This window comes from Pedococcus sp., assembly GCF_036554925.1.
In the GTDB taxonomy this organism is placed as follows: domain Bacteria; phylum Actinomycetota; class Actinomycetes; order Actinomycetales; family Dermatophilaceae; genus Pedococcus_A.
The window spans coordinates 1-15,087 of the sequence record NZ_DATBMI010000051.1; the positions used below are offsets into that span (position 1 = coordinate 1).

The following is a 15,087-nucleotide window of genomic DNA, read 5'->3' on the forward strand; positions in this document are numbered from 1 at the left end:
GCGCGAGGGGGGTGTCAACGGTCGATCCGCGTATGGCCCCGGCTCACCGGTACTCCTTCTGCCGGACCGGCGACGGTTCGCCCAGCAGCGTGAGGGCGAGCCGCACCCGCTCCGGCTTGGCCTGCCGCCAGCTGCGCGCAGCGACCCCGAGCAGGGTGGTCGCCCGGTGGGCGGCCACGCGCGGCCACAGGGCCCCGGACTCCAGGCCGGGGTGGGCCGCGGCATACCGCTCCAGGAAGTCGCGCTCCAGCGCGAGGGCCCTCGGGAGGCCCTCCCGTCCGGCCGTGGCGACGCAGCTGAGGGTGAGCCGGGCGAGGAAGTGGCCGACGTCGACGGCGGGCTCGGCCCGTGTGGCGGCGTCGAGGTCGAAGACCGCGCTCACCGGCCCGTCGAGGAGCACCTCCGCCGGGCCGAAGTCGCCGTGGACCAGCACCGGCGGCATCGGCTCGCTCGCGTCGACGAACGCCGCCAGCGCGTCGGCGTGCTCGGCCAGCCCGGCGACCAGCCCGGGTGCCCAGGGCTGCAGGTCCGCGAGCTGCGCGCCCAGCCGGTCGAGGTCGCCGGCGAGGGTGCGGCCCTCCGGGGCGCCCGGTCGGTCGCCCGGCAGCGCCAGGCCCGGGGGCACGGGCTCGTGGAGGGCCGCGGCGATCCCGGCGCACGCCGCGAGCGCGCGCCGCGCGTCCAGGTCCTCGCCCGGGCCCTGGTGGTCTCCTCCGACCTGGCGGCGCGCCAGCGCCCGCACCTGCGGCGTGCCGGGCAGGGCGTCGACGAGCGCGAGGCCGAGCTCGGGCACCCAGCCCTGTGATCGCGGCAGCAGGAAGGTCGCCCGCCGCTCGCTGAGCCGGTCGCGCAGGTGGTCGAGCAGCGGACCGACCCGCTCCCCGCGGCCGTCCGGGTGCAGCCTGCCGTAGACCACCTGCCGCACGGTGCGGCGGCTCGGCAGGACTCGCCAGAGCAGCTCGTAGCGCAGCACGCAGTGGTCGCCGACGGCGTACTTCGCCACCTCCGGCCGGCACCGCTGCAGCTCCAGGCCCGGCAGGGTCCTCGGCAGCACCTCGCGCAGCGTATTGCCCATCGCCGTGGGGTCGGCCGCGTGCGGCAGGCCGGGAAGGTCGGCGTCGAACGGGAACGGGTGGAGCACCAGGCGGAGGTCGTCGACGAGCTCGGCCGAGGTCGCGAAGGGCCCCCAGTCGCTGCCGGCGCCGGCGGCGACCGGGTGCCCGGCGGCATACGCCTGCGCGGTGGCGGGGTCGGCGAACAGCCGCCCCCCGACGTGCTCCTCGGTCGCCTCGCCCCCCGGGCCGCGCAGCCTCAGGCGGTAGCGCAGCCGCGTGCACCCGCCCGGGTCGAGGTCGACCTTGTCGGCCACGCACGACTCGAGCACCCAGCCGTCGCGCAGGATGGCCGCCAGACGGGGCGCCATCGCGTCCGGGTCGAGCGCAGCGGCCAGCCCGGGCAGCGCGGCGGCCACGGCAGGCGACCGCAGCGGGTCGGCGTCCGCGCCCACCTCGGGGTGGGGGTGTGCCGCGCGGGCCCCGGGGGCGGCGTGACGTGGCTCCCAGCCGCGCAGCTCGCCGTACTCCCGCGGGGTCGCGGCCCTCGGCAGCGCCTCGTGGAGGGCCGTCTCGAAGCGGGAGTCGCGCTCCTCCTCGGTGTCGTCGCCGTCGGGCGAGACCAGGTCGTGGCTGGCCTCGCCGGCGTAGACCCAGCGCGGGCCGGGCACCTCGAGCTCCGCCCCCGACACCCGCGGCTCGGCACCCACCCGCGCCGCGCCCACCGGCACGCCACCCACCGGCACCTCGACCACGGCCTCCACCGCGTCGCTCGCCCCCACCGCCTCGGCCATGGCCTCGCCGAACTGGCTGGCGTAGAGGTCGGCGTAGAGCCCGCCGCGCTCGAGCAGGTCTGCCGGGGTCCCCTCCTCGAGGATGCGTCCACCGGACAGCACGAGGATGCGGTCGACGCGGCGGATGAGGTTGAGGTCGTGGCTGACGATCACGGCCGAACGGCCCTGCACGAGCTCGGCGAGCGCGTCGGCCACCGAGGCCGAGGCCTGGGCGTCAAGGCCGGTGGTGGGCTCGTCGAGGACGAGGATCGGGGTGTCACGGATGAACGCGCGCGCGATGGCCAGGCGCTGACGCTGGCCGCCCGAGAGCGTGGCGGCCCGCTCGCCCAGCGCGGTGTCGTAGCCCTGCGGCAGCGCCATGATGAAGTCGTGCGCGTGGGCCCGGTGGGCTGCGGTCACCACGTCGTCGAAGGTGGCCCCCTCGCGGCCATAGGCGATGTTCTCGGCCACGGTGCCGCGCAGCAGGATGGTCTCCTGCAGCACCATGCTGATCTGGGCGCGCAACGAGTCGATGGTGAACGCGCGGATGTCGTAGCCGTCGACGAGGACGGCGCCCGCCTGCGGGTCGTAGAGCCTCGGCAGCAGCTGCGCAACGGTGCTCTTGCCGGCGCCGCTGTGCCCGAGCAGGGCGACGACCTCGCCGGGGTCGATGGTGAAGCTGACCGACTGCAGGGTCAGCCGTGGCGCCGCACCGTCCTCGCCGGCGGAGTCGCCGTCGGCGCCGGGCGGCTGCTGGTAGGCGAAGCTGACGTCGCGGAACTCCACCGCCCCGCTCAGCCGTGGCGCGGGCACGGCGTCAGGAGCGTCCTGCACGTCCGGCTCCCGGCTGAGCAGCTCGTCGATGCGCTCGACGCTGGCGTAGACCTTGGCGACCCGGTTCCACTGCTTGATGATCCGGCGGGTGGGCTTGAACATGTTCTGGATCAACAGGATGAAGGCCACCAGGTCCCCTGCCCTGAGGGTGCCACCCTCGACCAGCCGCGACCCCAGCACCACGAGGGTGGCGATGATGGTCGCCTCGACGACGCTGACCGAGAGGCCGAAGAGCGCCTCGAGGCGGGCGGTGCGCAGGATCGAGGCCATCGCGCCCCGGCTCTCGCGGTCGAACTTCTCCTGCTCGTGGGCCGCCCTGCCGTAGGTCTGGACGACGCTGATGGTCGTGAGCATCTCCTGGGCCGTGGTGGCGACCTCCCCCTCACGGGCACGCATCTCCTTGGAGGCGGTCTTGATCCGTTTGGCGAAGTACTGCGACACCACCGACATCACCGGCACCACGGCCATCGCGAGCAGCGCCACCCGCCAGTTCTGCGTGAAGAGGTAGGTCAGGGTGCCGGCGAGCAGCAGCACGCTGCCGACGAGGTCCTTGACGGAGTCCGTGACGAACTCCTCCACGGCCTGCACGTCGCCGGTGATGCGGGTCAGCACGTCGCCCGTGCTGCGACGCAGGTGGAAGGCCAGCGACAGCCGCTGCAGGTGGGCGAAGAGCGCCGCCCGCAGGTTGTAGCCGAGCGTGCGGCCGGCCTTGGCCAGCGAGATCTCCGACATGGCGTCGGAGATGCTGTTGACCGCGGTGAAGGCGATGATCGCGGCGGCGAAGAGAGGGATCGTGAGGTCCGCCGGTGCCTCCAGGCCGAGGCGGGCCCACGGCTTGCCGCGCACGAGGTGGTCCGTGAGGTCGCCGATGACGATCGGCACCACGATGGCCGTGGCCGCCTCCAGCGCCATGAGGAGCACCGCGCCGACGAAGCTGCGCCGCTGCCCGGCCGAGTGGGTGCGGAACATGGCGATCGTGCGGCGCAGGTCGCCGCGCCGCCGAGGTCCGCCCCTCACGCCGCCACCCGCTCGAGGTCCCGGGCGAAGTCCTCCGCGGTCGCGTAGCGGTCCGCCGGGTCGGGCCGCAACGCGTGCAGCACGACGCCGCGCTCGGCGTCGGAGAGGTCGGCGTCCGGCTCCGGTTGACTCCTCAGGTACATCCGCATGGCCACCATCGGATCGGCGGAGGTGAGGGCGGGGTAGAGCCCGCTGCCGGTCAGCGCGGCGTGCAGGGTCACGCCGAGGGCCCACACGTCGCTGGCCCGGCCGGGCTCGCGACCCTGCACCAGACGCGGGTCGAGGTACTCCAGCTCGCGGGCATCGCCGCGGGTGCCGACCCCCGTCAGCGGGTGGCCGCGCGCCAGCAGGTGGGCGACAGCCGGCTCCGCGAGCACCGCCCCGCCCCGACCCAACAGGACGTTGGCCGGCTTCACCGCCCGGTGCGCCTGCCCCGCCTCGTGCAGCGCGTGCACCGCCCGGGCGGCGGTCGCGACCGCAGCCAGCACCTGGGCGCGCGAGAGCGGGTTGGCCGGTGCCGCCAGCGAACCCAGCGGCTCGTGCCTCATGGCGTAGAAGACGGTGGCGTCCTGCAGTCCCACCTCGTACAGGCGCAGCAGCCCCGGCGCCCCCACGTCGGCGTAGACCGCGAGCTCCTCGGCCACCGCCTCCAGCCCGTCGTCGTCCGCCGGCGCCGACAGCACCTTCACCGCCACCTGCGGGTCGGGCAGCCCCAGCCGCTCGGGCGCCCGCGCGAGGAAGACCCGGCCGTGGGCCCCGCGCCCGACCTCCCGGAGCAGGACGTAGTCAGCGACGCGGTCCACCGGCGACGCCCTCCCCTGCCTGCCGCGCCCGCGCCGGCGGCATGTGCCACCGCTCGAACATCACCTGCCGACGCCCCAGCCGCACGCGGTCGCCCGGCTGCAGCCGGGTGCCACCGGGGTCGGCCGCCGTCCACGGCCCGGCGGCACCAGAGGTGCTGACGAACGTGCCGTTGGCCGAGCCCGCGTCGCAGACCACGACCTGCCAGCCGTCGAGGCGCACCCTGGCGTGCACCCGCGAGGTGCCGTGCTCCGCGTCCTCGAGCAGCACGGGCCGGGCCCGGCCCTCCCGCACCTCCGGCGCCTGATCGGGAGCCCGGCCCAGCACGAGGTCGGACGCGACGGTGAAGACCAGCCCCTGGTCGGTGACGAGGACCCCGAGCGGGGGACGCGGCCCGCGCACCACGGGGGCGGCCGGGTCGAGCACGGCGCCGCACGGCCCGCAGTGCGACGTCCCCGGCTCGTTGAGGTGGCCCAGAGCGCACAGCACGCCGTCGACGGCGACGACGGGGGCGTACCGGCTCGTGCCCTCACCTCGCGGGGGCTCGCCGACCGGCAGCGGCTCGCGCCGCACCCTCGGTCGACGCCGCTCGCTGCCTGCGAGCGGCACGCTCCGCACCGGCACGGTCCGCCGCAGCACGGTGTGGCTGGTGGTCAGGGAGGTGGGCTCCTGCCCGCCCACGGCGGGCGTGCGGTATGCCGCCGACGGCGCGTCCGCGGCATACAGCACCGCCCCGCCCCCGGGCACCGTCCCGTCGCGGAGGTCGAGGAGGGCGGGAGCCTGCCCGGTGCCGTCATCGGTGGGGTGGCCCCCGACCGGCACGGCGCCGAGTGGCGGCGTGAGGACCCGCTCGACCCACACCGGCGCCTCGGCAGCGGGTGCTCCGGCCCCGACCCCGACCCCGCCGTGGGCGACGGCGACGACGGAGACGTCCCCGACGACGAGGGCGGCGAACGGCGGGACCTCGCCGGGTGCGGCCTCGGCGACCAGCCTGGCCAGGCGGCGCACCCGCTCGGCTCCGTCGGGTGGGTCGGTGCAGAGGGCGACGAGGGCGGCGAGCGCGTGCGGCGACCCGGCGGCCGGGTCGGGCACGACGAGCAGGACGTCGGTGCGGCGGTGCACCAGCCCCTTGCCGGGGAGCACCGCCACCCGGCCCTCGAGCCTCCCGCGCGCCACCGCTCACCCCCGCCCGGTGGAGGACTGGTCGAGCGCGCGGTCGAGGCTGACGGCCGCGCTGATCAGCCCGAGGTGGGTGAAGGCCTGCGGGAAGTTGCCCAGCGCCTCGCCGGACGGGCCGATCTCCTCGGCGTAGAGGCCGAGGTGGTTGGCATAGGTCAGCATCTTCTCGAAGGTGCGCCGCGCCTGGTCGACACGCCCGGCTCGGGTGAGCGCCTCGACGTACCAGAACGAGCAGAGGTTGAAGGTGCCCTCGGACTCGGTGAAACCGTCGGAGCCGTCGGTGTGGTAGCGGTGGACGAGGCTGTCGGTGACGAGCTCGTCCTCGATGCGCTCCAGCGTGGCGAGGAACCGCGGGTCGCGCGGCCCGGTGAACTTCACCAGCGGCATGACCAGCGCCCCGGCGTCGAGGGTCTGGCTGCCGGGGTACTGCGTGTAGGCGCCGCGGGCGGGGTTCCACACCTCCCGCTGCACGTGCAGGAAGGCCCTGTCGGCGCAGGCCTTCCAATGGTCGACCGGCCCCGGCAGCCCGCGGTGCCGGGCGATCCGGCCGCCGCGCTCGAACGCCACCCAGGTCATCACGCTCGAGTAGGTGAACCGCTGCATCGGCCCGCGGACCTCCCACACGCCGTGGTCGGCCTTCTCCCAGTGCGACTCCAGCCACTCGAGCTGACGGCACAGCGCCTCCCACAGCTGGAAGGAGATCGGCTCGGCGTGCCGGTCGTAGAGGTAGACCGAGTCCATGAGCTCGCCGTAGATGTCGAGCTGCAGCTGGTCGGCGGCGCCGTTGCCCACCCGCACCGGGCGCGACCCGCGGTAGCCGGCGAGGTGCGGCAGCGACTCCTCGACCGGTGCCGGGCTTCCGTCGATCGAGTAGAGGATCTTCAGCCCGTGGCCGGGCGGCACCTCGGTGCACCTGGCCTCGAGCCAGTCCATGAAGGCCGCCGCCTCCTCGGGGAAGCCGAGGCGCATCAGGGCGTAGACGGTGAAGGCGGCGTCGCGCACCCAGGTGAAGCGGTAGTCCCAGTTGCGGGTGCCGCCGAGGGCCTCCGGGAGGGAGGTGGTCGGCGCGGCGACCAGCGCCCCCGTGGGCTGGTGCACCAGCAGCTTGAGGGTCAGGGCCGAGCGCTCGACCATCTCGCGGTAGCGACCGGTGTAGCGCGATCGCCGTAGCCAGCGCTGCCAGAAGCCGAGCGCGCCGGTCAGCAGGTCCTCGGCCTCGACGAGGTCGAGCGGCCGCGTCGAGCCCTGCCGCGAGAGCGAGAGGGCGAGCGCCTCGCCCTCCTCCAGCACCAGGTGGGCGACCGCCGCCGAGCCGTCGGACTCCAGCGGCACGGTCGCCCGGAGGACGAGCTGCCCGGAGGGCGAGGAGAAGAACGCCCCCGCCCCCTCGACGATGTCGACCTCGGTGCGGACCCGGCCGTAGTCGAAGGCCGGCTGGCACCGCACGTCGACCCGCACCCGGCCGCGCACCGCGCGCACGATGCGCACGAGCTGCAGCGGGGCTCGGCTCCCGCGCTCCCGGGGCACCATGAAGTCGACGAGCTCGCCGACCGCGCTCTCCCCGAGGAACCGGGTCAGCAGGATGGTCGAGTCCGGCAGGTACATCTGCTTGGTGCGCGTCGCGTCCTCGCACCGCACCCGGAAGACGCCACCGCGCTCGAGGTCGAGGACCGAGGCGAACACCGAGGGCGAGTCGAAGCGCGGCAGGCACAGCCAGTCGATGTCGCCGTCGGTCGAGACCAGGGCAGCGGTGTGCAGGTCGCCGATCACCCCGTGGTCCTCGATCGGGACCTGGGTCGGCGGCCGGCCAGCCACGCGCTCGGGTGCAGTCATACCGCGCCGCCTTCGCCTCTGACACCAAAGGATGCGCCCCTGCCCAGCGATGGTATCCCCGTCGGGCTCCGGTGGGCTCCGGCGGAAAGCGCACCACGGCGACAGCGATGCACCCCGGCGACGGCGCCGGGGTGCGCCGAGGTGACGGCGCCGCGGTGCGCCGAGGTGACGGTGCCGGGACCCGTCGATGCGGGAGGGGCCCGCGCGATGGGCTATGCTCCTTCCCGTCGCGACCGACCCGAGCAGCGGGCGAAGCCTCAGCCAAGGTCAGTCGCGAGTGCATGTCACGGCCAGGTAGCTCAGTTGGTACGAGCGTCCGACTGAAAATCGGAAGGTCGGCGGTTCGACCCCGCCCCTGGCCACCACACGAAGCCGCAGGCCCGATCAGGGGTTGAGCCTGCGGCTTCGTGTTACCAGCAGGCGCCGGTGTGCCCCCCTTCGCAGGCCCGGGCAGCTCGCTTCCCCCCTGCGTGGCGGCGGAGTAGCGTCGAAGGCACTGACTCGCGTCGCCGGGTCCGCCGCTGGCAGCCCGGCACTGACGACCGGGGGTTGGCCATGACTGGGGACGGGGCCGCCACGGCTGCCACCACCGGCGCGTACAGCGTCGAGCTGCGGATCCACGGGGTGAGCGGGACCCCGCCGGGAGCCATGCTCACCAGCGAGCACGTGCGCCAGGTGGCCGGCGACGACCGGAGCCGGTTCTTCCGCCCGTGTGACGCGAGCGGTGACGAGAACCAGACCGACCCGACCCGCATCCTCGAGGGATACCACTGGGGGCAGTTCACGGCGGGCTCCTGGCGCCAGGGCCTGTGGCTCGTGCTGATCCCCTTCGGGTTCGTCAACGCGGCGGCGTTCATGCTCCCCGACCCCCGCAGCCACCGGCGGGGCGTGTCGATCGCGCACACCACCGCCAGCGCCCTGATCCGTCTGGTCGGCATCGGCCAGACCTGCACGATCGCCCTGGCCAGCTCACTCATCTTCGTCGACCTGCTCACCGTCCAGGCCCGGCAGACCTCCTGGCTGCGGAACGTCCCGGACTGGCTGCTGCCTTTCGGCGCCGCCGCAGCAGCGGCGCTCGTCGTCGCCGGGCTCTTCGCCATGGGCCTGCAGCCTCGCTACCAACCTTCGGTGCCCCCTCCCGCGACGTCGCTGGCGGCCGCGCTCATGCCTGCCCGCGACACCCACCGGCCGGAAGGCGAGCCGGGCCCGGGCCAGACGAGAGACCAGGCGCCTCCCGCACGGCCCGGCGCCGTCGGGTTGTGCCGCCCGGACTTCTACGGCGGCCGGCTGCACGCGCCGACGCTCAGCCGGCTGCACCTGGGCGCCGGCATCGGCGTCGTGGCGGTGATCGTGGCCCTCAAGGGCGAGCAGTCGGGGCAGGCCCCGGCCGCCGCCCCGCTGGGGGCGGCCGGCGCCGGGCTGGTCGTCGCCGCCGCGGTCATCGCGACCGTCCTCGGCGACCCCGAGCGCTCGACCATCGCGAGCGCCGGGCACGAACGCTGGCACCGGGTCGCCGAGTGGCTCAGCTGGGTGGTCGCCGGCGCCGCCCCGTCGCTGCTGTTGGCGGCCGTGGTCCTCGGCCCCGACCCGGGCGCGCCGCAGCAGCCCCTGGACTTCGAGGCCTCCGCCTCGTGGCTCGTCTACGCGATGAGTGTCGTCATGCTGGGGCTGCTCGGAGCCAACGGCGTGCTGGCCACCCTCACCCGGCACACCGCGGACGACGTTCCCCGGGCCTTCCGGCCGTATGCCGCGGGCATGGCCCCGTGGGCGATGGCCTCCGTGGGCGTGTTCCTCGGCGTCGGGTACTCCGCGGCAGCCGTGCTCGCCACCGCCAACGCCCTCGGGGTCGACCCTCCCTCGCCGCTCATCTTCCGCATCGCCCACGCGTGGGGTGTGACCGTGGTCCTGGGCGCGGTGCTGGCGGCTGCCCTGCTCGGGCGCGTGCTGTGGCGCGCGCGAGGCACCACGGAGGAGGTGCGCGCGGCCTACGCGCCCCTGTGGTGCCCCGATGACCCCGCGAACGGCAGGACCCTGCCCCACCGACGCCGGAAGGGCGGCGGCTGGGTCGAGGACGGCGAGGCGGGCGCTGCCTACCGACGGGTGGCCACGGCCTGCGAGGTGGCCCTGCTCAAGAACGCGCTGCCGGTGGTGTTCGTCAGCGCCGCGACCCTGGGCCTCGCCATGAGCCTCGCCGCCTCCCTGGAGTCGACACCCCTCGGCGACCTCCCGGTGGCCCTCGGCGAGCTGAGCGAGGTCGAGAGCCCTCAGTCCTCGAGCCTGTTCGCCGACCTCGGCACCTACGCCCTCGTCGGCCTGGCCGGCCTGCTGCTGCTCCTGGGCCGGCAGGCGGTCCGCGCCAGCGAGACCCGGCGCGGGGTCAACATCATCTGGGACGTCGTGTCGTTCTGGCCGCACTCCGCCCACCCCTTCGTGCCCCCGCCCTACTCGCAGACGGCAGTCCCGGCCCTGGCACAGCGCATCAGGTTCCACACGGGGGCTCTCGACGTGCAGCCGATGGAGGGGCGCCCGGCCGACCACGTGGTCCTGGCTCCGCACAGCCAGGGCAGCCTCATCGGCCTCGCCTCCCTGCTCTGGCTGAGCGAGGAGGAGCTCGGCCGCGTCGGGCTGGTCACGCACGGCTCCCAGCTCCAGGTGGCCTTTCCCCGCGCGTTTCCCGCGTACGTGGACTTCGCGCTGGTCACCGCGGTGCACGAAAGGCTGCGCGGCCGCTGGGTCAACCTCTACCGCCAGACCGACCCGATCGCGGGGCCGGTCCTGTCGTGGGACCGCACCCCCATGACCCGGGGCACCCCGCGGTCCCGGCACGTCGGCGGCGCAGGGCAGGAGGCCGACCGGGTGAGCGCCCGGACCGGCCGACGCGAGAGCGGTCCCGACTGGCGCCTGCTCGACCCGACGCCCGCCGACAACGACCGCATGCTGGGCCCGCTGCTGCGCATGTGCAAGCACTCGGACTTCCCTCGGTCACCCGACTGGCAGGACGCCGTGGACGCCGTGCGGCCCGGCGCCCGGGCACCGGCTGCGGGCCTGGTTCCGGAGGCCACGTAGTCCTGAGCGGCTCACGAGCCCCGGGCGGCGTGCTCCTGGGCCAGCAGCTCGACCTGACGGGAGATCAGCTCGTACGGGATCGGCTCGGCCAGTGGGAACTTCAACGTGCCCTTGCCGCTCCGGTACTGCTCGGCGTCGCGGGCGAAGGCCTCGTCACCCTCTGGGACCGGGTACACCGAGACGTGGCTCCTCCACCCCGCGAAGTACACGAGGTAGCGGCCACCGCGGCGCAGGGTGGGAATCCCGTAGCTCATCGCCTCCTCCAGCCCCGGTGCAGCGCCGTGGATCGTCCGGCGCACCTGCTCGAGGACCTGTTGGACCTCGGGCGGGAAGGACGCGATGTAGTCGTCGACGTTGGCGAACCGCTCTGCCATGACGGAGGTCCTCCTGCCTCGCTGGTCCCAGCCTGACCTCCATCGTCGCTCCTCGCACGTGGGCATCGGTTGCCATCCTCGGCCGGTGCCGGAACGCTGGGAGGCGCCGCCACGGCATACGGAGCAAGCGACTGAACAGGAGCACAGCATGGCAACCACGCGCACCGCGTCCGCGCACTGGGAGGGCTCTCTCATGGAGGGCGCAGGTCAGGTCACGCTGGAGTCGTCGGGCATCGGCACCTACGACGTCACCTGGCCGTCGCGCGCCGAGGAGGCCAACGGCCGCACGAGCCCGGAGGAGCTGATCGCCGCCGCGCACTCCACGTGCTTCTCGATGGCTCTCTCGCACGCGCTGGCGCAGGCCGGCAACGCCCCGACGACGCTCGACACCACCGCCGAGGTGACCTTCCAGCCCGGCACCGGCATCACCGGCATCGTCCTGAAGGTCGTCGGAGACGTCCCGGGGCTCACGGTCGAGCAGTTCCAGGAGGCCGCCGAGGGCGCCAAGAAGGGCTGCCCGGTCAGCCAGGCGCTGGCCGCGGTGCCGATCAGCCTGGAGGCCCGGCTCGCCTGAGCGCGTGGGCTGGCGGCGGCGAGGCCGTCGTCAGCCCACCTCGGTCCGGGGCACCGCCGACAGGTGACCCCGCTTCGTGGTCATGTAGTTGCCGGTGCTGGCGCCGAGCACCAGCCTTCGTCGCAGCTCGCGCATGAGGTCCTCGTTGCCGACCGTGGCGAGGTCCGCGCGCGGCGCCTCGCGCTCGACGGCCAGCCCGCAGGCCTGCGCCGCGAGCAGCACGAGGTCCTGGGTGGGGATCCGGAAGGCCTGCCCCAGGGCGTGGACCACCCGCGAGCTCGGCCAGTCGGCGAGCCGCTCGCCGTCGAAGAGCCGCAGCAGCTCGTCCTCGCTGAGGGACGTCCTGGCCGCGAGCTCGGCCAGGTCCCAGTCCCGCCAGGCCATCTCCTCGCGCACCAACGCACCGAGACAGTTCATGATCCGCTCCTCCATCCGGGCCAGGTCTGTGACGTTCTCGCCAGCCGGCCGAGACCGAGCAGGTTCCCCTCACCCCGGGATCGCTCTGCCGTAGAACGTGGTGTCATTCAAGGGATTCGCACCAGACTCTGATCCGCTCTTTACCGACTCTTGACCCTGTCAAGGCCGAGGCTTTGCCCAGCCTCGTCTCTTTGGGGGATCCACCTCCCCGGCCGAACAGACACCCGCCGGTACGGCAGGATGCCGTCATGACCCTGCCGCTCAAGCCTGCTCATGCGGCCCGGTATGCCGCCCTGGCTCGCCTCCTCGTACGACACGGCCGGTCCGACGTGGTGACCGGGGCCGGGTTCGACGAGTTCCTTGTCGACGAGGAGCGGCCGGCCGGCAGCGCCGACCTCGCCCACGACCTCGCGGCAGACCTCGAGGCGATGGGTCCGACGTACATCAAGCTGGGGCAGCTGCTCTCGACGCGCGTCGACCTGCTGCCCCCGGCCTACACCGAAGCCCTCACCCGCCTGCAGGACCGCGTCGACCCGTTCCCGTTCGAGGACGTCAGGCAGATCGTCGAGGACGAGCTCGGCGTCACGATCCGCAACGCCTTCAGCGCCTTCGACGAGGAGCCGATCGCGGCGGCCTCGCTGGGGCAGGTCCACCGGGCCACGCTGCGCAGCGGACGCGAGGTCGTGGTCAAGGTGCAACGGCCCGGCATCCGGGAGACCGTCCGCGACGACATGGAGGCCCTCGGCCGGCTCGCCGACTTCGCCGACCGGCACACGGACGTCGGCCGCCGCTACGGCTTCGGCCTGCTGCTCGGCCAGTTCCGACGCTCCCTGGCCGGCGAGCTCGACTACCAGCGGGAAGCCGCCAACCTCGTCCGGCTGAAAGAGCTGACGGCCGAGCACCCCCACCTCGTCGTCCCCGAGCCGGTGGCCGACTACACGACCAGCCGCGTGCTCACGATGAGCTTCGTGCCGGGGCGCAAGGTCACCGACGTCGGGCCGCTGGGCCTGCTCGAGGTCGACGGCGAGCCGCTGGTGCGCGACCTCTTCGCCGCGTACCTGCACATGATCCTCGTCGACGGTTTCCTCCACGCCGACCCGCACCCGGGCAACGTCCTGCTCACTCCCGGCGGCCGGCTCGCCCTCATCGACCTCGGGATGGTGGCGACCGTGCCCCCGCGGGTGCAGGACAGCATCGTCAAGCTGCTGCTCGCGATCAGCGACGCGGACGGCGAGGAGGCCGCCGCGGTCCTGGCGTCGATGGGCTCCCCCCTGGACGGCTACGACGCCGACCGGTTCCGCGAGGACGTCGCCGCCCTGGTGACCCGGGCCGTCTCCCTCGGCGGCGATGTCCAGGCAGGTGCCGTCCTGCTCGAGCTGAGCCGGCTCTCCGGCGTGCACGGGCTGCGACCGCCGGCGGAGATGGCGATGGTCGGCAAGGCGCTGCTGAACCTCGACCAGGTGACGACGCACCTGTTCCCCGGCTTCTCCCCGGCGAAGGCGATCCGCGACAGCGTCGCCGGGATCATGGGCAGCGGGATGCGGGTCTCGCCCAGCGGCATCATGGCCGCCGCGATCGACGCGAAGGACTTCACCGCCAACTTCCCCCGGCGGGCCAACCGCGTCATGGAGCGCCTCGCCGAGGGCACCTTCAGCGTCCGTGTCGACGCCATCGACGAGGCCCGTTTCCTCCACGTCCTGCAACGCCTCGCGAACCGGCTCACCACCGGCATCGTGCTCGCCGCCCTCGTGGTCGGCGCCGCCCTGATGATGCAGGTTCCGACCGACTCGGAGATCCTCGGCTACCCCTCCATCGCGATGGTGTTCTTCCTGCTCGCGGCCCTCGGCGGGGCCGCCCTGGTCGTCTCCATCGTGGTGACGGACCGCCGCATCGCCCGGAGGGAGACCCGAGACCGCGACCCGCGCCCGTGACCCGCGGCGGTGACGGCGAGTGGGGGCGCCGGGCCGCGGCTAGGGTCGCTGCTGTGAGACTGCGCGCACCGCAGCGGTATGCCGTGGGGCTGGTCCTGGCGGCCCTCGTCGCCGCCTGTACGGGGCAGGGCTCCGCGGAGGGTCGGTCCGCCGTGGCTGCCGCCCTGTCGTTCGGTGCGTCCGCGAGCACCGCACCCACGAAGGCGTGCGGGCTGCTGGCGCCCGGGACGCGCGAGGACCTCGAGGGCGCGGAGCCCGGCTCGTGCTCGCGCCTCCTGCCGGCGCAGGGCCTCCCGGAGTCCTCGGCCGCGCGCGACGTCGAGGTGTTCGGCAAGGACGCCATCGTCCGCCTCGACCGCGACACGCTCTTCCTCGCCCGCTTCGCCGACGGCTGGCGGGTGACGGCGGCCGGCTGCACGGCGAACGGCGGCCGCCCCTACGACTGCGTCGTCGCGGGGGGCTGAGCGATGCGGCTCCTCTTCGTCGCCATCGTGGCGTTCGTGGTCGTGGGCCTCGGGTACTGCATCGCGATCGGGGTGATGCAGCGATGAGGCAGGCGCTGCGTCCGTACACCCTCAGCCTGGCGTTCTGCACCCTGCTCGTGCTCGCCCTCCTCGGCCAGGCGCTCACCGGCCGGGCCTCCTACAACGAGCAGGCCACGGGCGCCGGCCTGCCGGTGATGAGCCTCGCCGAGTACGTCACGTCGTCGCACTTCGCGGTCGACGTCGCCGAGAACTGGCAGTCGGAGTACCTCCAGTTCCTGCTCTACATCCTCTTCACCGTGTGGCTGCTCCAGAAGGGCTCGCCGGAGTCGAAGGAGCTGGACAGGGCGGGGCGGGAGAGCGACGAGCAGCAGAAGGTCGGCGCCCACGTGCGACCCGACTCGCCGCGCTGGGCGCGCGCCGGAGGCTGGCGGCTTCGGGTCTACTCGCGGTCGCTGGGCCTGACGATGGGTGCGTTCTTCGTGCTGTCCTGGCTGGCGCAGCTCGTGGCCGGGCGCAGCGCCTACAACTCGGAGCAGCTCCAGACACTGCAGGACCCGGCCGGCTGGGGCGAGTACGCGCTGTCACCGGACTTCTGGAACCGCACCCTGCAGAACTGGCAGTCCGAGTTCCTGGCCGTGGCCAGCATGGTGGTGCTCAGCATCTTCCTGCGCGAGCGCGGCTCCCCCGAGTCCAAGCCCGTGGGCGAGCCCCACGGGTCGACGGGCGTCGAGGGATGACCGGCCGCGGTGAT

The 15,087-nt window shown here is 73.9% G+C and carries 11 protein-coding genes and 1 tRNA gene; 6 read left to right on the forward strand and 6 right to left on the reverse strand.

Annotated features, from left to right (window positions below; translation table 11 throughout):
* Positions 1-43: 43 nt before the first annotated feature.
* The 4 genes from VIB11_RS04095 to VIB11_RS04110 are packed head-to-tail and all read right to left on the reverse strand — an operon-like array spanning position 44 to position 7,489.
* Positions 44-3,676, reverse strand: a complete 3,633-nt coding sequence (locus VIB11_RS04095; protein ID WP_332028623.1) for an ABC transporter transmembrane domain-containing protein — start codon at positions 3,674-3,676, stop codon at positions 44-46.
* The gene (locus VIB11_RS04100) at positions 3,673-4,479 is read right to left on the reverse strand and encodes a protein kinase domain-containing protein (protein WP_332028625.1); all 807 of its coding nucleotides are present in this window, start codon (positions 4,477-4,479) and stop codon (positions 3,673-3,675) included. Before VIB11_RS04100 ends, VIB11_RS04095 begins: the two co-directional genes overlap by 4 nt.
* Positions 4,463-5,653 (reverse strand): FHA domain-containing protein, encoded by a 1,191-nt coding sequence (locus tag VIB11_RS04105; RefSeq protein WP_332028627.1) that lies wholly within the window; start codon positions 5,651-5,653, stop codon positions 4,463-4,465. Before VIB11_RS04105 ends, VIB11_RS04100 begins: the two co-directional genes overlap by 17 nt.
* A gap of 3 nt (positions 5,654-5,656) precedes the next feature.
* Positions 5,657-7,489 (reverse strand): glycoside hydrolase family 15 protein, encoded by a 1,833-nt coding sequence (locus VIB11_RS04110; protein ID WP_332028629.1) that lies wholly within the window; start codon positions 7,487-7,489, stop codon positions 5,657-5,659.
* Between the two features lie 288 nt (positions 7,490-7,777).
* Between VIB11_RS04110 and VIB11_RS04115 the strand changes: the two genes are divergently transcribed.
* Positions 7,778-7,854 (forward strand) — tRNA-Phe (locus tag VIB11_RS04115).
* A 190-nt stretch (positions 7,855-8,044) separates the two neighbouring features.
* A complete protein-coding gene (locus tag VIB11_RS04120; protein ID WP_332028631.1) occupies positions 8,045-10,555 on the forward strand; it encodes a hypothetical protein in 2,511 nt (836 codons plus the stop codon).
* A gap of 11 nt (positions 10,556-10,566) precedes the next feature.
* Here the strand turns inward: VIB11_RS04120 and VIB11_RS04125 are convergent, their stop codons facing one another.
* Positions 10,567-10,929, reverse strand: a complete 363-nt coding sequence (locus VIB11_RS04125; RefSeq protein WP_332028632.1) for an iron chaperone — start codon at positions 10,927-10,929, stop codon at positions 10,567-10,569.
* Positions 10,930-11,077: 148 nt separating this feature from the next.
* On the opposite strand from VIB11_RS04125, the gene VIB11_RS04130 reads away from it, so the two are divergent.
* Positions 11,078-11,503, forward strand: coding sequence for an OsmC family protein (locus VIB11_RS04130; RefSeq protein WP_332028634.1), 426 nt, complete (start codon positions 11,078-11,080; stop codon positions 11,501-11,503).
* A gap of 30 nt (positions 11,504-11,533) precedes the next feature.
* On the opposite strand, the gene VIB11_RS04135 is transcribed toward VIB11_RS04130, so the two are convergent.
* A complete protein-coding gene (locus VIB11_RS04135; protein ID WP_332028636.1) occupies positions 11,534-11,920 on the reverse strand; it encodes a hypothetical protein in 387 nt (128 codons plus the stop codon).
* A 248-nt stretch (positions 11,921-12,168) separates the two neighbouring features.
* On the opposite strand from VIB11_RS04135, the gene VIB11_RS04140 reads away from it, so the two are divergent.
* The 3 genes from VIB11_RS04140 (at position 12,169) to VIB11_RS04150 (ending at position 15,073) form a co-directional block, all read left to right on the forward strand.
* The gene (locus VIB11_RS04140; protein ID WP_332028638.1) at positions 12,169-13,851 is read left to right on the forward strand and encodes an ABC1 kinase family protein; all 1,683 of its coding nucleotides are present in this window, start codon (positions 12,169-12,171) and stop codon (positions 13,849-13,851) included.
* Positions 13,852-13,904: 53 nt separating this feature from the next.
* Positions 13,905-14,315, forward strand: a complete 411-nt coding sequence (locus VIB11_RS04145) for a hypothetical protein (RefSeq protein WP_332028640.1) — start codon at positions 13,905-13,907, stop codon at positions 14,313-14,315.
* Positions 14,316-14,398: 83 nt separating this feature from the next.
* Positions 14,399-15,073 carry a DUF6766 family protein gene (locus tag VIB11_RS04150; RefSeq protein WP_332028642.1) on the forward strand — a complete coding sequence of 225 codons (675 nt, stop codon included), beginning with the start codon at positions 14,399-14,401 and terminating at the stop codon, positions 15,071-15,073.
* Positions 15,074-15,087 lie beyond the last annotated feature (14 nt).

Bases quoted from the DNA above. Each gene is read 5' to 3' on its own strand.
- VIB11_RS04110 (WP_332028629.1), bottom strand. From the start codon at position 7,489: ATGACTGCACCCGAGCGCGTGGCTGGCCGGCCGCCGACCCAGGTCCCG.
- VIB11_RS04120 (WP_332028631.1), top strand. From the start codon at position 8,045: ATGACTGGGGACGGGGCCGCCACGGCTGCCACCACCGGCGCGTACAGC.
- VIB11_RS04125 (WP_332028632.1), bottom strand. From the start codon at position 10,929: ATGGCAGAGCGGTTCGCCAACGTCGACGACTACATCGCGTCCTTCCCG.
- VIB11_RS04130 (WP_332028634.1), top strand. From the start codon at position 11,078: ATGGCAACCACGCGCACCGCGTCCGCGCACTGGGAGGGCTCTCTCATG.
- VIB11_RS04135 (WP_332028636.1), bottom strand. From the start codon at position 11,920: ATGAACTGTCTCGGTGCGTTGGTGCGCGAGGAGATGGCCTGGCGGGAC.
- VIB11_RS04140 (WP_332028638.1), top strand. From the start codon at position 12,169: ATGACCCTGCCGCTCAAGCCTGCTCATGCGGCCCGGTATGCCGCCCTG.
- VIB11_RS04150 (WP_332028642.1), top strand. From the start codon at position 14,399: ATGAGGCAGGCGCTGCGTCCGTACACCCTCAGCCTGGCGTTCTGCACC.